Annotated in this window: 21 protein-coding genes; 17 read left to right on the plus strand and 4 right to left on the minus strand. The window is 55.8% G+C overall.

What is annotated here, in order from left to right:
* The first annotated feature begins 45 nt into the window (after positions 1-45).
* The 5 genes from AC3G2T_RS18490 to rpmG all read left to right on the plus strand — a co-directional run bounded on the left by AC3G2T_RS18490 (position 46) and on the right by rpmG (position 3,893).
* Positions 46-534: a L,D-transpeptidase gene (locus AC3G2T_RS18490; RefSeq protein ID WP_474680713.1), complete on the plus strand. Its 489-nt coding sequence runs from the start codon at positions 46-48 to the stop codon at positions 532-534.
* A gap of 194 nt (positions 535-728) precedes the next feature.
* On the plus strand, positions 729-1,934 hold the full coding sequence (locus AC3G2T_RS18495) for a GTP-binding protein (protein WP_488436467.1): 1,206 nt from the start codon (positions 729-731) through the stop codon (positions 1,932-1,934).
* Positions 1,935-1,964: 30 nt separating this feature from the next.
* Positions 1,965-2,459, plus strand: a complete 495-nt coding sequence (locus tag AC3G2T_RS18500) for a Fur family transcriptional regulator (protein WP_474680715.1) — start codon at positions 1,965-1,967, stop codon at positions 2,457-2,459.
* Between the two features lie 18 nt (positions 2,460-2,477).
* Positions 2,478-3,710, plus strand: a complete 1,233-nt coding sequence (locus AC3G2T_RS18505; protein ID WP_488436468.1) for a GTP-binding protein — start codon at positions 2,478-2,480, stop codon at positions 3,708-3,710.
* 33 nt (positions 3,711-3,743) lie between these two features.
* Positions 3,744-3,893 carry a 50S ribosomal protein L33 gene (gene rpmG, locus AC3G2T_RS18510; protein ID WP_474680717.1) on the plus strand — a complete coding sequence of 50 codons (150 nt, stop codon included), beginning with the start codon at positions 3,744-3,746 and terminating at the stop codon, positions 3,891-3,893.
* A gap of 40 nt (positions 3,894-3,933) precedes the next feature.
* On the opposite strand, the gene AC3G2T_RS18515 is transcribed toward rpmG, so the two are convergent.
* The 3 genes from AC3G2T_RS18515 to AC3G2T_RS18525 form a co-directional block, all read right to left on the minus strand.
* Positions 3,934-4,941 carry a TIGR03943 family putative permease subunit gene (locus AC3G2T_RS18515; RefSeq protein ID WP_488436469.1) on the minus strand — a complete coding sequence of 336 codons (1,008 nt, stop codon included), beginning with the start codon at positions 4,939-4,941 and terminating at the stop codon, positions 3,934-3,936.
* 18 nt (positions 4,942-4,959) lie between these two features.
* A complete protein-coding gene (locus AC3G2T_RS18520; RefSeq protein ID WP_488436470.1) occupies positions 4,960-5,889 on the minus strand; it encodes a permease in 930 nt (309 codons plus the stop codon).
* 68 nt (positions 5,890-5,957) lie between these two features.
* The gene (locus tag AC3G2T_RS18525; RefSeq protein ID WP_488436471.1) at positions 5,958-6,968 is read right to left on the minus strand and encodes a CobW family GTP-binding protein; all 1,011 of its coding nucleotides are present in this window, start codon (positions 6,966-6,968) and stop codon (positions 5,958-5,960) included.
* A gap of 295 nt (positions 6,969-7,263) precedes the next feature.
* On the opposite strand from AC3G2T_RS18525, the gene AC3G2T_RS18530 reads away from it, so the two are divergent.
* The 4 genes from AC3G2T_RS18530 to AC3G2T_RS18545 all read left to right on the plus strand — a co-directional run bounded on the left by AC3G2T_RS18530 (position 7,264) and on the right by AC3G2T_RS18545 (position 10,725).
* Complete coding sequence (locus AC3G2T_RS18530) at positions 7,264-7,971, plus strand: metal ABC transporter ATP-binding protein (RefSeq protein ID WP_488436472.1); 708 nt, start codon at positions 7,264-7,266, stop codon at positions 7,969-7,971.
* Positions 7,917-8,825, plus strand: a complete 909-nt coding sequence (locus AC3G2T_RS18535; protein ID WP_488436473.1) for a metal ABC transporter permease — start codon at positions 7,917-7,919, stop codon at positions 8,823-8,825. The genes AC3G2T_RS18530 and AC3G2T_RS18535 overlap by 55 nt, the downstream gene beginning before the upstream one ends.
* A gap of 36 nt (positions 8,826-8,861) precedes the next feature.
* On the plus strand, positions 8,862-9,884 hold the full coding sequence (locus AC3G2T_RS18540; RefSeq protein WP_474680723.1) for a metal ABC transporter substrate-binding protein: 1,023 nt from the start codon (positions 8,862-8,864) through the stop codon (positions 9,882-9,884).
* Between the two features lie 220 nt (positions 9,885-10,104).
* Positions 10,105-10,725, plus strand: coding sequence for a serine/threonine protein kinase (locus AC3G2T_RS18545; protein ID WP_474681035.1), 621 nt, complete (start codon positions 10,105-10,107; stop codon positions 10,723-10,725).
* 350 nt (positions 10,726-11,075) lie between these two features.
* On the opposite strand, the gene AC3G2T_RS18550 is transcribed toward AC3G2T_RS18545, so the two are convergent.
* Positions 11,076-11,393 (minus strand): hypothetical protein, encoded by a 318-nt coding sequence (locus AC3G2T_RS18550; protein WP_488436474.1) that lies wholly within the window; start codon positions 11,391-11,393, stop codon positions 11,076-11,078.
* A gap of 347 nt (positions 11,394-11,740) precedes the next feature.
* Between AC3G2T_RS18550 and AC3G2T_RS18555 the strand changes: the two genes are divergently transcribed.
* The 8 genes from AC3G2T_RS18555 (at position 11,741) to AC3G2T_RS18590 (ending at position 21,153) form a co-directional block, all read left to right on the plus strand.
* Positions 11,741-13,522: a cache domain-containing sensor histidine kinase gene (locus AC3G2T_RS18555; RefSeq protein WP_488436475.1), complete on the plus strand. Its 1,782-nt coding sequence runs from the start codon at positions 11,741-11,743 to the stop codon at positions 13,520-13,522.
* Positions 13,519-15,117, plus strand: a complete 1,599-nt coding sequence (locus tag AC3G2T_RS18560) for a response regulator (RefSeq protein ID WP_488436476.1) — start codon at positions 13,519-13,521, stop codon at positions 15,115-15,117. The genes AC3G2T_RS18555 and AC3G2T_RS18560 overlap by 4 nt, the downstream gene beginning before the upstream one ends.
* Before the next feature lie 201 nt (positions 15,118-15,318).
* Positions 15,319-16,581 carry an ABC transporter substrate-binding protein gene (locus AC3G2T_RS18565; protein ID WP_474680727.1) on the plus strand — a complete coding sequence of 421 codons (1,263 nt, stop codon included), beginning with the start codon at positions 15,319-15,321 and terminating at the stop codon, positions 16,579-16,581.
* A gap of 100 nt (positions 16,582-16,681) precedes the next feature.
* Entirely contained in the window at positions 16,682-17,584 is a 903-nt protein-coding gene (locus AC3G2T_RS18570) for a carbohydrate ABC transporter permease (protein ID WP_474680728.1), read from the plus strand.
* 15 nt (positions 17,585-17,599) lie between these two features.
* Positions 17,600-18,445, plus strand: coding sequence for a carbohydrate ABC transporter permease (locus tag AC3G2T_RS18575; protein WP_488436477.1), 846 nt, complete (start codon positions 17,600-17,602; stop codon positions 18,443-18,445).
* Positions 18,446-18,534: 89 nt separating this feature from the next.
* On the plus strand, positions 18,535-19,194 hold the full coding sequence (locus AC3G2T_RS18580) for a futalosine hydrolase (protein WP_488436478.1): 660 nt from the start codon (positions 18,535-18,537) through the stop codon (positions 19,192-19,194).
* Positions 19,191-20,030: a 1,4-dihydroxy-6-naphtoate synthase gene (locus AC3G2T_RS18585; RefSeq protein ID WP_488436479.1), complete on the plus strand. Its 840-nt coding sequence runs from the start codon at positions 19,191-19,193 to the stop codon at positions 20,028-20,030. Before AC3G2T_RS18580 ends, AC3G2T_RS18585 begins: the two co-directional genes overlap by 4 nt.
* Before the next feature lie 184 nt (positions 20,031-20,214).
* Positions 20,215-21,153, plus strand: coding sequence for a DMT family transporter (locus AC3G2T_RS18590; RefSeq protein WP_474680732.1), 939 nt, complete (start codon positions 20,215-20,217; stop codon positions 21,151-21,153).
* Positions 21,154-21,171 lie beyond the last annotated feature (18 nt).

Here is a 21,171-nt window from a genome sequence, read left to right on the forward strand (position 1 = left end):
GCTTCGGACAGCGGCAAAATGTTAAGCGAAAGTAGGCTGAATAGGATGCTCACCATAAGACGTATGCTCAGCTTGGCGGCGTTTGCACTCATGATTGCAGGAGCAGCGGCACCGAAAACCGCTCATGCCGACGAACCTTATCCCATCGAAGAAGACATATGCATCGTAATTGATAAATCGAGCCATCTGTTGTTTGTCTATGTGAATGAGAGTGCGCCGTTTACGTTCTCGGTCGCTACGGGAAAAGGAAACTTGACGCCGGAAGGGGAGTTTCGCATCGCCAACAAAATCAAGTATCCGTGGTATATGAGAAAGCAAATCCCGGGAGGAGACAAGAGAAATCCGCTTGGTACCCGTTGGCTGGGCATCAGCGTCCCTAATACGGGCGGTTTCCGTTACGGAATCCACGGCACGAACAAGCCTTATTCCATAGGTCAGAGCGTTTCTTCCGGCTGCATCCGCATGCTGAATAAGGACGTAGAATGGTTGTTCAAACATATTCCGGTCGGCACGAAAGTTATTATTCAAGATTAGATTCGGTTAATCGTAAAAAATACTATTTACAAACGAGAGTAAATGCGATAGTATGGATTCAGTTAGTAATTATTACAATTAAAATCCGTTGGCGGATTTTTCTTTTTTTGCTACATAATAGTAATAATTACATATAAACAAAAATGCTTGGTTCCGGATGCAGGGTCAAGCTGCTCGAAGGAGAGTGTTGAATAATGGCGGAATCGCAGCGGGTACCGGATAAAAAGCTGCCTGTCACCGTATTAAGCGGTTACTTGGGCGCCGGCAAAACGTCGGTACTGAATCACGTGTTGAACAATCGCGACGGTTTGAAAGTGGCCGTCATCGTTAACGATTTGAGCGAAGTGAATATCGATGCCGAGCTTGTGCGGGGCGGCGGGGGACTGTCGCGCACAGAGGAGAAGCTGGTGGAGATGTCGAACGGGTGCATCTGCTGTACGCTTCGCGAAGACTTGCTCCGCGAGGTTGAGAAGCTGGCTTTGGAGCGGAAGTTCGATTACATCCTGATTGAGTCGACGGGAATCGGGGAGCCGATCCCGGTCGCGCAAACATTTACCTACATCGACGATGAGAACGGCATCAATCTCTCGTCTTTGACCGAGCTCGACTGCATGGTTACAGTCGTGGATGCCGCCCAGTTTTGGCACGACTACCGGTCACGGGATAAGCTGAAAGACCGCGGGCAGGAAGCCGGCGAGGATGACAGCCGGGGCATCGTCGATTTGCTCATTAATCAGATTGAATTTTGCGACGTGCTGATTATAAACAAGTGCGATCTCGTCACCGAGACGGAGCTTGAGAAACTGGAAGCAGGGCTCCGCGGGCTCCAGCCGAAAGCGAAGCTGATCCGTACTTCCCACGGGCGAATCGACCCGAAGGAGATTTTGCATACGGGAAGATTTAATTTCGATGAGGCAAGCGGTTCAGCAGGCTGGATTCAAGAGCTGGAAAAGGAAGCGCATACGCCGGAAACGGAGGAGTACGGCATCTCTTCCTTCGTGTATAAGCGAAAAAAGCCGTTTCACCCGCTGCGGCTTGCGGAATGTCTTGAGCGGTATCCGGGCGATATAATACGTGCCAAAGGCCTGATGTGGATCGCCTCCAGAAATGCGCAGGCGATGGTGTTCGGGCAGGCAGGGGCTTCCAGGCAGCTGACTGTGGCAGGCTTGTGGGTTGCGGCGCTGTCGGAGGAAGAGCGGCGGTTCCACTTCGGCGAACATTACCCCAAGTCCCCGGATTGGGACGACGTATGGGGCGACAGAGTAACGAAGCTCGTTTTTATCGGCATCGGCTTGAACAGGCCGGAGATCGAGCAGTTGTTCGATCGGGCGCTGTTGACCGAGCAGGAGATGCGCGAACGCAATTGGCGGAGCTTTGCCGATCCGCTCCCCAGATCGTAGTCTATTTAACCGGCGGCGAGGAGGCTGCTTATGAATAATCGGCTGACGGATCATGACGCTTCCGCATCGGAAAGGCTGCAATCGATGATTCGCAGGCTTTCGCATCGCGGCGTCCGAATTACGAAGCAGCGCAGGCTCGCGCTTTGCTTTTTCCTGGAGACGCCAGGCTTTGCTTCGGCGATGGACGTGTATACGGATTTGGCGCACAAGTGTCCGGGTGTCAGCTATGACACCGTATACCGGAATATCCGTCTGTTTGCGGAGATCGGACTTATCGAGCAGTTCGTTCTGGACGGTTCCGTGCGGTTTAAGCTGAGCTGCAGCGGGCACGAGCATTTTGAGCATTATCATTTGATTTGCGTTTCTTGCGAGAAAACGATTCCGCGCGATTATGAGCCGCACAAGCTGTTTGCGGACCTTCCGGGGCAGTTCCAGCCGGTCAAGTACAAATTCGACGTGTACGGCTACTGTTCGGATTGCTCGGAGGGGCGCGAAAGCAGGCAGGCGGCGGGAAAATCGGAATGAGAGGAGTTCACCTAAGGCATGAGTGAAAATACGGCAAAAATTCCGGTTACGGTGCTGAGCGGTTACCTGGGCGCAGGTAAAACGACCGTGCTGAACCACGTTTTAAACAACCGCGACGGCCTTAAAGTGGCGGTTATCGTCAACGATTTGAGCGAAGTGAATATCGACGCCGGTCTGGTCAAAGAAGGGGGAGGATTATCCCGGACGGAGGAAAAGCTCGTCGAAATGTCCAACGGCTGCATCTGCTGCACGCTGCGGGAGGATTTGCTGCGCGAAGTGGAGCGGCTGGCCAAAGAAGGTCGGTTCGATTACATCCTCATCGAATCGACGGGCGTCGGCGAGCCGGTGCCGGTTGCGCAAACGTTCACCTACATCGACGAGGAGCATCATATCGATTTGTCGCGGTACTGCCGCCTGGATACGATGGTAACGGTCGTCGACGCCTACCGCTTCTGGCACGATTTCTCCTCCGGGGAGACGCTGCTCGAACGCCGGCAGGCGGTCGGCGAAGACGATACGCGCGACGTCGTTGATCTGCTGATCAGCCAAATCGAGTTTTGCGATGTGCTGCTCCTGAACAAGTGCGACCTCGTCGATGAAGAGGAGCTTCAAGAACTGGAAGGGGTGCTGCGCAAGCTGCAGCCCCGGGCGAAATTGATCCGGACCGCGAACGGTCAAGTCGATCCGCGTGATATTTTGAACACCGGGCTGTTCAATTTTGACGAAGCGAGTGTGTCTGCCGGCTGGATGCAGGAGCTGGAGAACGCCCATCATACGCCGGAGACCGAAGAATACGGCATCTCTTCGTTCGTCTACGAACGGCGCAGGCCTTTCCATACGGAGCGGTTTACCGCCTGGATGGCCGATTGGCCGGAAGAAATCGTGCGGGCCAAAGGCATGCTCTGGCTGGCGACACGGCACGACCTGGCGCAAAATATGAGCCAGGCGGGGCCCTCGATCCAGATCGGACCGGCCGGCTTCTGGGTCACTGCGCTGCCCGAAGCCGAGAAAGCTTCCATCTTGGCCGAGGAGCCTGAGCTGCTGCAGGATTGGGACCCGGTTTTCGGCGACCGCGTTACGAAATTCGTGCTCATCGGCATCGGGCTGGATAAGCCTGCGCTGATCGAATCGCTGGACCGCTGCTTGCTGACGGATGCGGAGATGCGGATGGATTGGAGCCGGTTCGCAGACGAGCTGCCGAATGCGTCGAACGAGCAGCTGGAGGAGCTGCTGGCCGGAATGGGCAAGTAAAACCGGGATACCGCTTGGAAAGGAGGAAGCCGCATGCGCGTTACGATTACACTGGCCTGCACGGAGTGCGGGGATCGCAACTACACGACGACGAAAAATAAACGAAACACGCCAGGACGTTTGGAATTGAAAAAGTTTTGCCCGCGTCTGAACAAAGTTACACTTCACCGTGAAACCCGCTAATGATACGAAGGAAGCCGGAGCAGGCCGCTCCGGCTTGTTGTCATTTGTTCAGTTCGGGAATAGGGTCGAAGTTCGGATATACGTAAGGAGTTCCCGGGTCCGGTATTTTTTCGACGCTCGTCGCATGGATCGTAAAAATATCGTTATTTTGGTAGCTGCCTTTGTCGATCGTTCCCGTGACTTTCACCCATGTGTCTTTGTCCAGATGGTTCGCTGTCGGAAAGTCGACCATTACGCCGTACGGCGAGGCGTCGGCCGAGCAGCACGAGACGGCGAACCGTCCGACGACGAATTGATCCTGTTTCATATCTTTTTCCCTGTACACAAATCCGGTCAGTTCGATTTTTTTGCCGAAAAAGTTTTGCTTGAACAAATCGATAGTGGACAAAACTTCCATGTAGATTTCTGGTTTCACGGCAATCAGATCGCGCTTGTAGAGGATCATTCCCATTTTCGCAAAATCTTCCGAATACTCGTCCGGCGCCACGAACATTTTTTTCAGCTGCTCATCCGTCACGCCGCCTGCTGCGGGGAGCGGTTGCGGAGCATTCGCTGCCGCCGACGGAGAGGGGGAAGGGGCAGCCGATGCGAGCGGGGCGAGCGCTTTGTCGCTCTCGGCCGCTGCCGCCAGCTGTTTGGTGATCGCTGCGGCCGCCGTGCCCGTCGATAAATTCATCCCTTTTTTGTCGGCCAGTGCGCTGCTCATTGCGGTATGGGGCAGCAAAAAGCCCAAAAGCAAAGGAAACACGAACAAGCTATAAGCGACCGTACTGCGCAAGCGCGAACGCGAGGGGGGATGTTCGCACCCGCAATCGGCCTGCTTTTTGCCCCACAAGGCGCCGATTCCGAGGTAGACCTGATAGATGGCGATGGCGTAGAGCGCGACGCTCGAATATTTGACATAGCTTTGCATGCGGGGGGCGATGTAGTAGGCCAGGTTGTCCGTTTTGGTCAAATAGACGATGAACATGGCGAATGCCAGCAAAATGCCGGCCCGCAGCAAGTAATGCGGCGCCAGCGAGCCGGAATGCGAATGCTGATGTACCAATGAATCCCTCTCCTGTCATTATTGGATGAAAAACAAACGTTCGATGAGCAGCGAGCCGAGCAGCACCGTGACCGCGATCAAAAGGCTGAGGAACAGGACGAACCTCGTTTTGAACACCGAGAGCAGCATCAGCGTGTTTTTGAAATCGAGCATCGGGCCGATCACCAAGAAAGTAAGCAGCGAACCTTTGGAGAACGTGCCCAAAAATGAAGAAGCGACAAACGCGTCCGAAGTTGAGCACAAGGACAGGATGTACGCAAAGCCCATCATGAACAAATGCGAGATGACGGGGCCTTGTCCGATGGCGCCGAGACTTTCGCGGACGACGAACGTCTGGATCAGCGCTGTCAGCATGGCGCCGAACATAAGAAATTTGCCCATTTCAAAAAATTCTTCGGCCGCATGGGCCAAAGTCGCGGTTATCTTGTTCGGCTGGCGCTCTGGTTCGGGTTCTTCCGGCTGGAAGGAGGCCATGCTCGTGCGCAGCGGGCTGCGTTTGACCGTTTTGTACAAAACAAAGCCGATGAAGGCGGCTGCGAGAAAAGCCAGGCCCATTCGTGCATACACCAGATCGGTGTGCGTCCGAAAGGCCATGTAAGTAGCGGCGTACACGACCGGATTCAGAATCGGGCCGGATAAAATAAAAACGACCGCGACGTAGACGGGCATTCCTTTTTGAATCAGCCGCCTGACCACCGGAATCATGCCGCATTCGCAAACCGGGAAAACGATGCCGATCAGGCAGGCGAACAGGATACCGAGCGCCGGATGGCGGGGGACGATTTTTTGAATCAGCTTCTCGGATACGAATACCTGCAAAATGGAAGATAAAACGACGCCCAGCAGCACAAAGGGAATAGCTTCCAAAATAATGCTGATAAACATCGTTTTGAACGTTTGCAGGTTGGTAGTGTCGATGAAAGCGGGTAGTTGGAGTGCCTGCAGCATATATGTACCTCTAAATAATAATATTTACGATTATTATAACGGATCGAACGGACTTCGTATAGACGGGTTCAGGAGGAAATTTCAAACAGGCGCGACCATTCTTTCTCCAGCAGCGCAGCGTTCAGATCGATGCCGATGAAGACGACATAAGGATCGCCGGCAAACTGCGATGGCTCCCAATACGTTCTTTTTCCGGCAAATTGCATCAGCATCGTCGTCCCCTGCGGCCCGCAAGCGACATATCCTTTTGCCCGTAAAAGCTGTTTGTTCCATCGGGCGAGAAACTGTTCCAGCCTCTGCCTGGATACCGATTCGGCCGTGTGCCAGGGCAGTGTGACGGTTTGCACGCGCGAGTAGGAGAGGTTTTGCTCGTGTTTGTGAACGTGGTCTTCTGCCTCACGCTTAACAGCCGTTACCGATTTGAGCATGCGGAAAGGCCGGACGGACAGCGGAGCGGGCTCGTGGGAGGCGATGCTGGCGAGCAAGGGGCTGACGTCGATTTGGCTGCGCACGGTATGGACGATGAGCGATTTCTCGTTTTGCTTGCGGACGCTTTTTTCGATTTTGGCCAGCTGTGCAGGCGGGACGAGGTCGGTTTTGTTGATCAAAATCAGATCGGCCGCCTCTATTTGTTTCCGCAGCGTGGCGACAAGCTGTCTGTCGGAGGAGAAAATGCTGTTGTACTCCAGCACGTGCTCGGCGTCCAGTACGGTGACGATTTGTTTCAGTGCGACAACGCCCAGAAGACCCGGTTCCGTCAGCGCGTCGGCGATTTCTTCCGGGTTGGCGACGCCTGTCAGCTCGATAAAGAGGACGGCGGGCTTTTGCCCGAGCAGCAGCTTCAGGCATCCGGCCAATTCCTCTTTTTTGCTGCAGCATACGCAGCCGTCCAGCAGCTTTTCGACCGCCAGCCCGGCAGCCTCGTCCACAATGTTCCCGTCCACGTCCTGCCTGCCGAGTTCATTCATCAAGATGCCCGGCCGCAAGCCGCGGTTTCTCGTTTCTTTCAACAATTGCATCAGCAGAGTCGTCTTGCCGCTCCCCAAAAATCCGCTTAATACGAAAACAGGAATTTTCATCGGGTTCCTCCATGAACGTGGTTGATGTTTTGTCACATACTTATTCTGAAAACCGGCGGAACATGCTATTAAAAAGTAATGATTACTATTAGCATAATGTGATCATACAGCAGCTCCAGGCTGCTTGGCAAATGCTGCGCGAGACGCGCGCCACTGCAAGCCGGAAAAAAAGCATTGACGAATAGACGGGACGTTGCTATGATCTAATACGTAATAATTACTATTTAATATCGAGTCGGCTCGATTTTCTTTTTCGAGTTTAATCGTAATGATTACATGTAAAAGAGGTGAGCTTATGCTGCTAGCATCGCTGAAACAAGTATCGTTCGGCTATCGGGACGTACCCTGTCTGGAAGAGGCCAGCATCGACGTATTTGCCGGCGAATTCGTCGCCGTGACGGGGCCTAACGGCGCTTCGAAGACGACGCTGCTCAAGCTTATGCTTGGGCTGCTGCAGCCATGGAGCGGAGAAGCGTACCTGGCGCCGTCGAACCGGGCGGGAAAGAAGCTCGTTGTCGGCTACGTCTCGCAGCAGATCGCAGCATTTAACGGCGGCTTCCCGAGCACGATTGTCGAGTTCGTGCGGTCGGGCAGGCACGCCAGAGGCTCGTGGCTTCGCAGGCTGACGAACGAGGATCACCGGCAGACGGAAAAGGCGCTGCGCCAGGTCGGCCTGTGGGAGCAGCGCAGCCGCAAGATCGGCGAGCTCTCCGGCGGGCAAAAGCAGCGCATCGTCATCGCCCGCGCGCTGGCGCAGGAGCCGGATCTGCTCGTGCTGGACGAACCGACGACGGGCATGGATCAGGACAGCCGGTACGCTTTCTATGAGCTGCTGCACCGTCAGGTGAAGGAGCACGGCACTACGGTCGTCATGGTGACGCACGGGCTGCCGGAAGTCCGCGCATACCTCGACCGCATCATCGAGCTTGAAAAGAAGGAGGATGGCGGATGGAAATGCTGCACTTCGACTTCATGCAGCGGGCATTTTGTGCCGGTGGAATAATCGCGCTGTTAGCGTCGGTGCTGGGGGTGTACCTGATGCTTCGCCGCCAGGCGCTCATGGCCGACATGCTTTCGCATGTGTCGCTGGCCGGCGTTGCGGCCGGAGCGTACCTGCATCTGAACCCGACTTTGACCGGTTTTGCCGTGGCGGCAATCGGTGCGGTCGTCGTGGAATATGTGCGCAGGTCCTACAAAACGTACAGCGAGATTTCGATAGCGATCATCATGATCGGCGGCTTGTCCGGCGCGGTCGTGCTGATGAGCTTGAATCAGGGCATCAACAAAAACTTTTCGTCGTACTTGTTCGGGTCGGTCGTTGCCGTGAACGGGACCGAGCTCGCCTTGATGTGCGCGGTCGCGCTGATCGGAGGCTGTTTTTTCTACGCGTTCCGCAGGCCTTTGTACCAGATCACGTTTGACGAGGAAACCGCGCAGACAAGCGGCCTCCCGGTGAAGCGCATATCGCTGCTGTTCAGCGTCGTTACCGGGATGATCGTGGCGGCGGCGATGCCGGTCGTCGGCGTCCTGCTCGTCTCCTCGCTGATCGTGCTGCCTGCCGCGCTGGCGATTCGCCTTGCGCCGAGCTTCTCGGCCGCAATCGGCCTTGCTATGGCTATCGGCCTGATCGGCGTCTTCTCCGGCCTGACGGCTTCCTATCAGCTGAGCACGCCTCCCGGCGGAACGATCGCCATCGTGCTGCTCGTTTTTCTGGTCGCCGGCATAGGCATCAAAAAGCTGCTGCTCCAACTGGGCAAGCGCATCAACCGCCGGCAGGCTGCCGCTGAACCCGCTGCCCCGGAACCGGCTGTTTCAAGATCGGCGACCCGCTATGCCAAGGATTCAACCATTCAATAAGTTCTTACATTTCATATAAGTTCAGGAGGAATACACATGCAAGGAACATGGAAACAAACGATGATGACGGCGGCTGCGGCCGCGCTGCTGCTGTCAGGCTGCGGCAGCAATACGGCGCAAACGGGAGCAGGAGCCGCCAGTCCGCCTACGGCGGGGACGAACTCCGCGCCGTCGCCGAGCGCTGCCGCTAGCGGCAAGCCGTTAAAAATTGTCGCGACCTTTTACCCGATGGTCGAATTTACGCAGCAAATCGTCGGCAGCCATGCCGATGTCATCGGTCTCATTCCGGCCGGCGCCGAGCCGCACGATTGGGAGCCGAGCGCCAAAGATATGGCGCAAATCAAGGAAGCTGACGTGTTCGTCTATAACGGTATCGTCGAAGGCTGGGTCGACAAGGCGCTGGAGAGCGCCGCGAACGATAAGCGCACAGTTGTGCAGGCGAGCAAAGGGATCGAGCTGATGGAAGGGCTGCCCGACGAGGACGAGGGGGAACACGCGGACGACCATAAGCAGCAGGAGGCGAAGGACGGCAAAGTTCTCGATCCTCACGTTTGGCTGAGTCCCACGCTGGCCCAAAAGGAAGTGGCTGCCATCGAGGCGGCGCTCGAACAAGCCGATCCCGCCCACAAGGACGACTACAAGAAAAATGCCGATACTTACATAGCGAAGCTGAAAGAGCTTGACCAATCGTATCGAACAGGGCTAAGCGGCGTAAAGCATAAAGATTTTGTCACCCAACACGCAGCTTTCGGTTATTTGGCCAAAGAGTACGGCTTGACGCAAGTTCCGATTGCCGGACTATCCCCCGAGCAGGAGCCGTCCCCGGAAAAAATGGCGGGCATCGTGAAGTTTGCCAAGGAGCGTCAGGTCAAGACGATCTTTTTCGAAACGCTGGTCGATCCGAAAATCGCCCAAACGATCGCCAAAGAAATCGGCGCAAAGACCGATGTGTTGAATCCGCTCGAAGGTTTGACGGACGAGGATAAGAAAAACAAGCTGGACTACATCGGCATTATGAAGCAAAACTTGGCGGCGCTGCAAAAAGCGCTGAACGAGTAAACAGATTTAGGAACTTGGGTCCGCCTGCGGATCGAAGTTCCTTTTTCTTTTGCCGGCAGACGGCACCCAGTTGACCAAAGGGGACAACGTGTGCAATTATGAATGCGAGCGGCTGAAGACCGCCGAGCTTTTTTGGAGAGAGGAAGAGATTCGAACGTTTATGGTGGAATCTAAGGGCAACTTCCCGAGTGCGGCTGCGGCACACATAATTGCAGGGCCGATGGCTGCACGCATCGAAGCTGAGCTGCTGCCTCACCTGCGCATAGCCAGCGAGCAGCCCGACGAGCCGATCGCCGTCTATCATGTCCCTGAGCCGTGGCGGCTGCTCGGTGCCGGAAACTACGCGGCCGTGCTGGCCCACCCTGACTTTCCCGATTGGGTGGCCAAAGTATATGCGCCCGGCCGGCCGGGACTCGAAGACGAGGCCGAGGTATACAGGCGTCTTGGCCGGCATCCGGCTTATTCGGAGTGCATCTATGAAGGACGCAACTTTTTGATTTTGCGGCGTCTCACGGGCGTCACTCTATATAACTGCATGCGCAAAGGGATTCCGATTCGGCGCCAGGTGATCCGCGACATCGATCAGGCTTTGGCCTATGCGGCCGGCAAAGGGCTGTTCCCGCACGATGTGCACGGGAAAAACGTCATGATGAAAGACGGCAGAGGCATCGTAGTCGACGTTTCGGATTTTTTGAAGCGGGAGCCCTGTACGATGTGGGACGATTTGAAAAAGGCATACGACCGTTTCTATTTCCCGTGGATCAGCCGTCTTCCGTTTCCGGACTTTATGTTGAATTTCTTGCGCAGAGGGTACCGGAAATGGAAGAAGGTCATGAGATAGAAGGGGAGGGAGGAATATTCGCAGGCGGCTGATCATAGCACAGTTATGGAGTCCGGCAGATGCGCTGAGTGCGGAACCCGACCCGGCGCATCGCCGGCAGCTCGTGGAAAGCCTGCAAAAACTCCCGCAACGCCGGGGATAGTCACCCCGCAGAATGAAAATAATCAGATCTGCTGCTGTAGTTTCAAGCTTTACAAGCGTAGCAGATGGAAACCAGTGCATTTCGCACGCTAGAGGCAGCAACTGCTTGGCAGTGCGGAGAAAGCCTGCAATTGGGCAGGCTGCCAGAAACCCATATACCCGAGCCAGTCGCACAATCTGCCTGGTTGCGCGAAGAGGAGAATGTAAAATTATGGGGATTGCGAGCTAGAGGAAGCAACTACTTGGCATGCGGAGAAAGCTGGCAAATGAGCAGGCTGCCAGAAACCCATACGCCCGAGCCGATTGCACAATCTGTCTGGTTTCACGAAGAAAACCTGCAAAAATACATGAATTTGCATCCTTGATCCCTTGCCACGAAAAATTCCTGCAATTGTGCAGGCTTTTAGCCGCGAATAGGGGCTCAGATTCATTTTCATCGAAAATTCCTGCACTTTCGCAGGCTTTTCACCAAAACGAACCGCTTCTCCGGAAAAAACCTGCACTTTTGCAGGTTTTCGCCCTGCCAAGCCACTTTGTGCCCCCTTCCCACTTCAGCGCAGCAACCGATGGCATGAGAGGCGCTAGTTGAGAAAGAGCGGCTGCAGTCCGCAGCCGTGTGGGGCCTGCGGCTGCGCCGCCCGCGATTCGCAAGTTTTCCGAGGTTTGCATCGGCAGCCGATGACAATTGAAAACACAAATGTAAGCGTTTGTGCTCGACCGGCCGCCGTCATGCAGCGCAACACTACGCGCCAGGAGCCGGGAGCTGCGCCGAAATAAACAATCGCCCATATAATGAAACGGAGGGAACCAATAAGGTGTGAAATTAAATAAATCGCAAACTTTACCCCCTTAGGAAAGTATGGTGCTTGCGCTTATGAGGAAATGGGTCAACAAGCTGCATGTTTCTTCTCTCCGCGATAAAATCCTGCTCACTTTGTTCTTTTTTATCCTCCTTCCTTATACTTACATTTTTTTTAACTACCGCTCCTATTCGGAAAAAATCATTGAAGAAAAGCTGATTGCTTCGAACCAGGAATTGGTCAGCCAAAAAGCCGCGGCCATATCGGATTTGACGACCCGGATGCTGAGAGCGTCGACGCTTCTGGTCAACGATTCCGAGGTGATGCAGTACTTAACCTCGGATGTGGACTGGAGCCGCCGGTATGAGGCGTCCAGACGGCTGACCCAGCTGCAAAAAAAGCTGCAGTCGACAAGGGATATTTTGGTCGACGACCATGCGTTCATGGCATTGATCGATTTTCGCGGGTACGTGCATTCTACATGGTTCTCGCCGGATATCACCGCCGATTTCGCGCAGTTTGCCGGTGCCGGCTGGTATCAGCGGACGATTGCTTTGAACGGCAGGCCGAATTGGGAGCTGTCCTACCGGACATGGATTCATGACGGCGACGTTAACCGGATTCGGGATTTAACCGTCGTTACGCGGGTTGTGATGGGAGACCGGACGTCGGGCGGTTACGGAATTGTGTTTATCGGGGTACCGACGGATTCCTTGCTCGGCACTTTGGCGCAATCGGACCTATCGATGAAAACGTTCATCATTGACGAACAGGGCGGCCTGCTTGCCGGCAGCAGCGAAATTTCACCGCAAGAGCTGCAGGCGCTGCAGGGCGGCTTGTCCGCGATGTCCGGAAACAAGCTGACGCTGGGCGGCGACAAGTTTTTGCTGAACGCTGCGGAGCTGCCCGAGTTCAAATGGAAGGTGCTCCAGCTTATGCCGCAGCAGGAATTCAACGCCCAACTGCAGAGCGCAACGGACCGTTCTTTTTCATGGATGCTCATCTGGTTTATCGCATTCACCTTGATTTTCGTTTACTTCATGTTTCGGATTACCGAGCCGATCCGGCTGCTGGCGCATTCCATGAAGCGGCTTGGCGCCGGGGATTTCGAGACGAAGGTGGAAGTTAAGGGCAGAGACGAAATTTCGCTGCTTGGCGTTTATTTCAACAAGATGACGGCGCAGCTGAAGCAATCGCTCGATTTGGCTGCGGAAGAACAACGGCAGCGGGAGGAAGCGCGGTTTCAGGCGCTGCAGGCCCAGATTCATCCCCACTTTTTGTTCAATACGCTGAATTCGATCAAATGGCGGGCGATGCTGTCGGGCGACGAGCACGTCAGTCACATGATTACGACGCTTGGCCGGCTGCTCGAATTTTCCATGAGACATGACCGGGAGCTGATCTCCGTCGCAGAGGAGCTGGAATATTTGGAAATGTATATGAATATCCAGAAGATGAGATACCACGATCATGTCATGCTGCATATTGATGTACCCGAGCGGATTCGGACGTACGCGATTTTGAAATTCACGCTGCAGCCGATCGTGGAGAACAGCATTATCCACGGCCGCCGGCAGCAGCTTCATATTCGCATTGCCGCCGAGGAGCAGGCTGGCCGAGTCATCTTGCGCGTTACCGACAACGGGATGGGGATGCCGCCCGAGAAGCTGAAGCAGGTGCAGGAAAGCATGGAACAGCCGCACGCCAAATTCAGCGGAGTGGGGCTGCACAACGTGCATGAGCGGATTCAGCGGTTTTTCGGCCGGCAATTCGGCATAGAGGTCGGCGGCGGAATCGGGCAAGGCCTGGAAGTCGCCATCCATATTCCGCTGCAAAGCGAGGTGAGCGTCCGATGATCCCCCTTCTGATCGTCGACGACGAAATATTTATCCGAGTCGGCCTCAAAAGCCTGATTCCGTGGCAGGAGCACGGATTCGATCTGATCGGCGAAGCCGCCAGCGGAGTCGAGGCGCTGGAGCTGCTCCGGCCTTATCCTTACTATATTGTGCTCACGGACATTCGCATGCCGGAGATGGACGGCCTCGCGCTGCTCCAGCAAATCAAGGCGTCCGGCGATTCGGCCAAGGTGATCATTCTCAGCAATCACAGCGATTTCGAATATGTGCAAAAAGCGCTGCAATGCGGGGCTTCCGATTACATGCTGAAGCTGACCATGGAGCCGGCCGAGCTGCTGGCCAAGCTGGACCGCGTCAAGCGGGAGCTGATCGACGAGCGGCAGGATGCGATAGACAAATCGTACCAGACGTTCAAAATGAAGCAGTATGGCCGGGAAGTGAAAGAAAACCGGCTGCGCGACCTGCTGACCCAGCAATGCTCGGGCAAAGAAATCCGGGAAATTTGGACGGAGTTCGACCTTCCGGGTTTGCACGATGCATACCGGCTGGTGTATGCGGTCATTGACGATTACGATCAAGTCGTCGAGCACAATACGTTCAAAAGCGAACGGCTGCTGAATTACAGCGTGACGAACATTTTGCAGGAGATTATGAAGAAGTACGGCAAAGGCGAGCTTGTGCAAATCGACGCGGGCCAATACGCGATTCTTCAAGAGCGCTTTCATCCGGTCATGCCGGAAGAGATGGGCAGCGCCATTGCCACGCTGCTGCGTCTATCGCTGAGCATGGGCATTTCGCCGGAATGCCGCGATATCCGGCAGGTGGCGGCCATTGCGGCGGAAGCGGCGCGTGCGCTCGAGCACCGGTTTTACGAAGGCCCTGGCACCGTGCTTTGGTCGGAGCGTTTGCAGCCGTTCGCCGGCGCAGCGTCCGGGCAGCTCTGGGATGCAGCCGCATGGGAGCGCATGCTGGACCGGCATCAGGCGGCCGACATGATCCGCGCGCTGGACGATTCGGTCGCAGATTTGCCGCGGCATCCGCCGCTCCATCCGGAAGCCGTGCGGGAGCGTTGGATGAATCTGCTGCACATGCTCGGCGCCTATTGCAAAAAGCATGGCGGAGACTTGTACTCCGTTCCCCCTTACCGGCACATCTACCCCCACCGTGCAGTCCGCCGCGCGCAATCCCTCGCAGAGATCCATCAATGGTTCCAGGGCTGGATTCCTATCTATGTGGAATATGTCAAACATCTTGCAGGCAAACGATGGAAGCCGGAAATACAAGCGATAGCCCGAAACATCCGGCACAACTACCATTTGCCGCTTAAAGTGCCCGATTTGGCGAAGGAAGCCGGTTTTGCCCCGAATTATTTAAGCGGATTGTTCAAGAAAGAAACCGGAGAGACGATCATCGACTACATGACCCGCGTGAGGCTGGAGAAAGCAAGGGAAATGCTAAAAGATCCCGCCTTCAAAATATATGAAATATCGGAAAAGGTAGGGTATGCCGATCCGAATCATTTCAGCAAGCTGTTCAAAAAAATCGAAGGCATGCACCCGACCGAGTTTAGAAAGCTGTTTTTGCAGCGCGACTAACACCTTACAAATGGCCTGATTTCGCTGAGAAAATGCCATTCCTGCAAACAGGCCGATCCTCTACAATAAAATCAACTTCATGAAGGTGAAAAATTAAAGCGTGAAAAGGGGAGCCCGAATATGAGAAGGTCAATGGCAGTCTGGTTATCGGCTATGTTTTCGATATCCTTGTTGGTAAGCGGTTGCACAGGAGAAAAAGCGGTGAAATCCAGTGCGGAACCGTCGGCGCAGCCTACTGTCGAGGCGAAGAAGCCTGTTACGTTAAAGCTGTGGGGCGGCGTTCCCGAAGAAAGCGGTCCGGCCGACGTCGTAGCGAACTGGAATAAAGCGAACCCGGACATCCAGATCCAGTATGTGCGTTACGTCAATGACGATGCAGGCAACACGAAGCTCGACACCGCGCTCATTTCCCAGTCGGATACGCCGGACATCTTCATCAGCTACGGCGACGACCGGCTCGTGAAACGCGTCCGGGCGGGAATTACAAAGCCGCTGGATGACTACATCGCCAAGCAAAATTTCGATCTGGACGGCATTATCGGCAGCGCCAATGTGAAAAAGATCGATGGCGGCCTGCACTATTTGCCGGCGACGAAAAATATTAACGGCGTGCTGTTCAACAAAGCGGCCCTCGATGAAATCGGCGCCAAAGTGCCGGCGGCGGGCTGGACGTGGGACGAATTCGCGGAGCTGGCCGGGAAGCTGAACAAAGGCGACCGCAAGGGCGCTTTCGTCAACCCCGGATTCGATCCGATCGCGGAATACAGTTTGACGGCTGCGCAGCCGAAAGACCCTTATTTTGCGGCGGACGGCTCGTCGAATTTCAACCATGCCGCCGTACGCAAAGGGATGGAACTGCAAAAGCAGATGGAGGACAAAGGCTTGACCGTCAAATGGGCCGATGCGCTCGCAGGCAAGCTGGCGATCCAAAATGAGCTGCTCACCGGCAAAGCGGCGATGGTCTACGGCGGCAACTTCCTGATCCGCTATGTGAAGGACGTGAAAAGCTTTCCCCGCGATTTTTCCGTCGCTTTTGCTCCTGAACCGCAATTCCAGAAAGGCACGAACAACAACATTGGCGGCATGGGCGATTATATTTCTATCAACAAAAATACGCCGAACGCTGACGCCGCATTCAAATTTATAAGCTGGTACGTAACGGAAGGCAGCATGCCGATGGTTGCCGGCGGACGGCTCCCCGTCAACAAAAAGGCCGATGCCGACAAAGTCGTCAGCCTGCTGGTCGGCGACTCCGCGAAGCTGTTCGACATGGACTCGCTGAAATCGTTTTTGTCCGCACAATACACCTTTGTGGACCGGACCAACTTGACGGCTTTGCCGGAGCTGAAAAAGATTTTGAAGGAAGAAACCGAGAAATACGTCATGAACGCGCAAACGTTGGACCAGGCGGTCGAAGCGGCAAAAACGCGCGCGGATAAAGCGATTCAAACGGCCAAAAAATAATCAGGCAGCTCATCGCGCCTTTTGGTCAAGAGACTGGAAGGCGCTTTTTTTCACCTTGGCGGAAGCCGGTGGCTGCGCGAATAGTACTGGAGGGACGCCTATGCGTCGTGTATGGAAGCGGCGCCGGATGGAGGAGAACTTGGCCGGCTACTTGTTTATTTTGCCGAATTTGCTCGGTGTTCTTTGCTTCGTTCTGGTGCCGATTGCGTTCAGCATGATTCTCGTATTTACGGAGTGGGATTATTTGAAGGGGTTAAAAGGTTTGGAATGGATCGGTCTGGGCAACTTCGCCCATATGGCGGAGGACGATTGGTTCGCGAAATCGCTGACGAACACGGTCGTGTTTACAGCCGTAACCGTCCCTGCCGCAATGGTCGTCGGCCTGATCGTTGCCGTGCTGCTGAATCAATATGTGTATTTGAAGCAATTGATCCGCACGTTGTTTTTTTTGCCTTACGTCAGCAGCGTCGTCGCCGTCGGCATCGTGTGGAGCGTCATGTACAACGCCAAAGAAGGGCCGATCAACCAATGGCTCCGCTCCGTCGGCATCGGCGATCCGCCGGGCTGGCTGGCGAGTCCGCATTGGGCGCTTCCGGCGATCATGATCATGACCGTGTGGATGTATATCGGCTACACGATGATCATTTATTTGGCCGGGCTCCAGGGAATTCCCCGGGATCTGTATGAAGCCGCAGGCATGGACGGGGCGGGCAAGCTGCGGCAATTGCTGCAAATTACCGTGCCGATGCTCCGGCCGACCAGCTTTCTGATCGCCGTCACGCTCGTCATCGCTTCGTTTCAGGTGTTCGGCGCGGTCGCGGTCATGACGCAGGGCGGGCCGATGAACGCCACGCTGGTGCTTTCCTATCACATCTACCTGATGGCGTTTCAGTACAACAAAATGGGCTATGCGGCGGCTATTTCATGGGTTTTATTCGTCATCATTTTTATCGTTACGCTGCTGCAGTGGCAGAGCCAGAAGAAATCGCAGCACATCATGTAGCTGGAGGGGAGAACAATGCAGGAAGCAACGACAGGGCGCGCCGCAATCTGGGTAAAGCTGGGCATGACGCTGCTGTTTCTGGGTTTGGGCGTGCTGATGATTGTTCCTTTCGTCTGGATGATATCCGCGTCGTTCAAAACGATGGGAGAAATATTCGCCTTCCCGGTCCGGTGGATTCCCGCAACGTTTCATCTGGACAATTACGAGACGGTATGGGGAGGCAAGACGCCTTTTTACGTATATTACGGGAATTCGCTCAAAATCACGCTTCTGACGGTCGCCGGCAGTTTGCTGACGAGCTCGCTTGCCGGATTTGCTTTCGCCAAAATCAATTTCGCTGGGCGCGAAGCGATTTTTCTGCTCTATTTGGCGACGATGATTATTCCGTCCCAGGTGCTGCTGGTGCCGAGGTTTATCGTGTTTGACTGGCTCGGTTTGATCAACACGCATGAAGCGCTCATATTGCCCGGCATTTTTACGGTGTTCGGCACGTTTTTGATGTGCCAGTTTTTCAGCACGATTCCGCAGGAACTGCTGGAAGCGTCGCGAATCGACGGGGCCGGTTACTTCCGCATATTTTGGCGGGTGTGCCTGCCGCTTACGAAGCCCGCGCTCGTCACGCTGCTCATTTTGACGTTTACGTGGCATTGGAACGATTTCGAGAATCCGCTCATTTTTTTGCGGGACAAAGCACTGTACACGATTCCGCTCGGGCTCACGAACTATTCGGACGAATTCGGCACGAACTATCCGCTTGTGATGGCCGCTTCCGTTTCGGGTCTAGTACCGCTGCTTATCGTTGTATTTATTTGTCAAAAATGGTTCGTTGAAGGCATCGCCAATTCGGGGCTGAAGGGATAGGCTCAGGCTGTTGCTCTTTACTTTATGTGCAGAACGAGATACCTTTGTGTAAGGGAACTAACAGGATGTACACGAAGGAGTTTGGGGAAATGGAGTTCGATACAGCAAAGCGCATACTTGTCATAACCGCCGTCGATGCGGAAAAGGAAGCCGTCCTGCGCGGTCTCCGCGGAGCCGGCCGGTTTGACGTCATCGCGGCGGGGGTCGGCGCCGCCGCAGCCGCGGCGAATACGGCTGCGGCGCTCGCCGCCGGCGAATACGGGCTTGTCGTGATGGCCGGGATCGCCGGCGGTTTTGCCGGACAAGCCGCGATCGGCTCGCTCGTCGTGGCCGGCGAGGTCGTCGCCGCCGATCTGGGCGCGGAGACCGCGGACGGCTTCGCCAGCCTGGACGAGCTCGGCTTTGGCTCCGCGCGCGTGCCGGTCGCCGCGGCCCTCGCCGAGCGCCTCAGCGCGGCGCTGCAGCAGGCCGGGCTGGCGGCCCGGACGGGGCCGGTGCTCACCGTGTCGACGGTGACCGGCACCGCGGCGACCGCCGCGGCGTTGGCCGCGCGCGTGCCCGGGGCTGCGGCCGAGGCGATGGAGGGCTACGGCGCAGGCGCTGCCGCTGGGTTACGCGGCGTGCCGTTCCTGGAGATCCGCGCGATCTCCAATGCAGTCGGGCCGCGCGACCGGTCCGCCTGGCGGATCGGCGATGCGCTGGCGGCGCTTGAAGCGGCCGGCCCGGTATTACAGGAGGTTCTATCATGAAAATCGCATATTCACCTTGTCCGAACGATACTTTTGTTTTTCATGCCTGGGCTCACGGCTTGATCCAGGGCGCTCCGCAGCTCGATGTCACTTATGCGGATATCGATATCACGAACGGTTTGGCGGCCAGCGGCGTCGGACCGGAAGTGCTCAAAATCTCGTACGCCGCACTGCCGTGGGTGCTGGACGAGTATGCGCTGCTGCCATGTGGCGGCGCGCTCGGCCGGGGCTGCGGCCCGCTCGTGCTGACGCGCGGTGGAGAGAGCAGCGCCGGCAATCCTGCGGCGCTGGCCGGCAAACGGGTAGCCGTGCCCAGCGAGCGATCGACGGCCTACCTGCTGTTCCGCCTGTGGGCGGCGCAGCGCGTGCCCGGCGGCGTAGGCGAGATCGTGGTCATGCCGTTCCACGAAATTATGCCTGCCGTGCGGGACGGCCTGATCGACGCCGGCCTGGTCATCCACGAAGCGCGCTTCACGTACCCGTCGTACGGGCTGAGCCTCGTGGCCGACATGGGCAGCTGGTGGGAGGAAGACACTGGCCTGCCGATTCCGCTCGGGGCGATCATCGCCCGCAGGTCGCTGGATACGGCTTTCATTTCCAGCTGGATTCGCGCCTCGGTCAAGTACGCCTGGGCGAATCCCGAGGCATCGAAAGAGTACGTGATGCGGCATGCGCAGGAGCTGTCTCCGGACGTCGCGCAAGCCCACATCGATTTATACGTCAACGAGTTTACCGCGGACTTGGGAGAAAGCGGCTATGCGGCTGTGCATGCGCTGCTCAGCCGGGCGGCGGAGGAAGGCCTCGTGCCGAAATTCGATCTGGCGGCGCTGCGGTGATAAACATGCCTTGGAACATGGAACAGCCCCTGCCGAACATCGGCAGGGGTTGTTCGCGCCGCCGTGCGGCTATTCTCTCATAGACAGGAGCCGACGCGCATCGTACACTATGAAGGAGTGCGGCGATAAGTTGTGCGCCAGCGGATAAAGAGAGACAATCGATAGAATGGATGGATGGGGAAAGATGAACGCACGCATACTGGTTTATGCGGGACTTATTTTGGTTTCCGCGATATGGGGAGTCAATTTCGGGGTATCCAGATTGGCGATGGGGACTTTCGGACCGGAGTTGTCTACTTTTTTGCGTTTTTCGTTAGCGGTTCCATTGTTGTTCCTGTTTTTGAAAGTGAAGGAAAAGTCGGTCGGCGTAGAGCGAAAAGACATCTGGAAGCTGATGATTATTGGCTTTTTTGCGATTACGGTGCTTGAAATGGCGGTTATGTACTCGATCAAATTTACGACGCTCGCCAATTCCTCGCTGCTGAACGTGGCTCCGTGGCCGATTTTCGCCGCTTTGTTCACGCCGTTCTTCACGAGCGAGGCCATTACCCGCAGGCTGCTGCTTGGAGGTCTGTTCGCCATGGCCGGCGTCGTTCTGATCATTACGGGCGGCGAACAAAGCCTGGATTTCAAATCCGAGCATATGCTCGGAAATTTGCTGGCGCTCGGCGTCAGCATAGTCGGCGCATTAACGAATCTGGCCTGCATGCCGCTGATGAAAAAGTATTCACCGCTGCGCGTCAGCAGTTGGTACATTCTGTTCGGAGTCGTCTTTCTGACTCCTTTTACGCTGACGGGCTGGGGCAAGGTGGCATGGGGCCAAATCCAGACGCTGGACATTTTCGTCGTTCTGTACAATGTGCTCTTCTGCACGTTCATCGCCTTTGTCGTATGGAACAGCTGCATGCTGAAAGCGGGCGCAGCGCGGGGGAACTTTTTCCGCTACGTCGTCCCGGCTGCGGCGCTTGTCACCGGCGTTGTGATGTACGATGAGCAAATCAATACCGGGCAGATCGCCGGCGGGGTTTTGATTGCGCTCGGGCTTATATGGATCAGCCTGGAGAAGCCGCGGGAGAAAGCCGTTCGCAACGCAGACGGCGCCGAGTTGAGCACGCCCGTCTAAAATAAGCCAAAAGAGGAG

The organism is Paenibacillus sp. sgz302191, from assembly GCF_057749925.1.

Bases quoted from the DNA above. Each gene is read 5' to 3' on its own strand.
- AC3G2T_RS18545 (WP_474681035.1), top strand. From the start codon at position 10,105: ATGGCTGCACGCATCGAAGCTGAGCTGCTGCCTCACCTGCGCATAGCC.
- AC3G2T_RS18570 (WP_474680728.1), top strand. From the start codon at position 16,682: ATGCGTCGTGTATGGAAGCGGCGCCGGATGGAGGAGAACTTGGCCGGC.
- AC3G2T_RS18585 (WP_488436479.1), top strand. From the start codon at position 19,191: ATGAAAATCGCATATTCACCTTGTCCGAACGATACTTTTGTTTTTCAT.
- AC3G2T_RS18535 (WP_488436473.1), top strand. From the start codon at position 7,917: ATGGAAATGCTGCACTTCGACTTCATGCAGCGGGCATTTTGTGCCGGT.
- AC3G2T_RS18520 (WP_488436470.1), bottom strand. From the start codon at position 5,889: ATGCTGCAGGCACTCCAACTACCCGCTTTCATCGACACTACCAACCTG.
- AC3G2T_RS18525 (WP_488436471.1), bottom strand. From the start codon at position 6,968: ATGAAAATTCCTGTTTTCGTATTAAGCGGATTTTTGGGGAGCGGCAAG.
- AC3G2T_RS18575 (WP_488436477.1), top strand. From the start codon at position 17,600: ATGCAGGAAGCAACGACAGGGCGCGCCGCAATCTGGGTAAAGCTGGGC.
- rpmG (WP_474680717.1), top strand. From the start codon at position 3,744: ATGCGCGTTACGATTACACTGGCCTGCACGGAGTGCGGGGATCGCAAC.
- AC3G2T_RS18555 (WP_488436475.1), top strand. From the start codon at position 11,741: ATGAGGAAATGGGTCAACAAGCTGCATGTTTCTTCTCTCCGCGATAAA.
- AC3G2T_RS18540 (WP_474680723.1), top strand. From the start codon at position 8,862: ATGCAAGGAACATGGAAACAAACGATGATGACGGCGGCTGCGGCCGCG.
- AC3G2T_RS18495 (WP_488436467.1), top strand. From the start codon at position 729: ATGGCGGAATCGCAGCGGGTACCGGATAAAAAGCTGCCTGTCACCGTA.
- AC3G2T_RS18530 (WP_488436472.1), top strand. From the start codon at position 7,264: ATGCTGCTAGCATCGCTGAAACAAGTATCGTTCGGCTATCGGGACGTA.
- AC3G2T_RS18500 (WP_474680715.1), top strand. From the start codon at position 1,965: ATGAATAATCGGCTGACGGATCATGACGCTTCCGCATCGGAAAGGCTG.
- AC3G2T_RS18580 (WP_488436478.1), top strand. From the start codon at position 18,535: ATGGAGTTCGATACAGCAAAGCGCATACTTGTCATAACCGCCGTCGAT.
- AC3G2T_RS18590 (WP_474680732.1), top strand. From the start codon at position 20,215: ATGAACGCACGCATACTGGTTTATGCGGGACTTATTTTGGTTTCCGCG.
- AC3G2T_RS18490 (WP_474680713.1), top strand. From the start codon at position 46: ATGCTCACCATAAGACGTATGCTCAGCTTGGCGGCGTTTGCACTCATG.
- AC3G2T_RS18560 (WP_488436476.1), top strand. From the start codon at position 13,519: ATGATCCCCCTTCTGATCGTCGACGACGAAATATTTATCCGAGTCGGC.
- AC3G2T_RS18505 (WP_488436468.1), top strand. From the start codon at position 2,478: ATGAGTGAAAATACGGCAAAAATTCCGGTTACGGTGCTGAGCGGTTAC.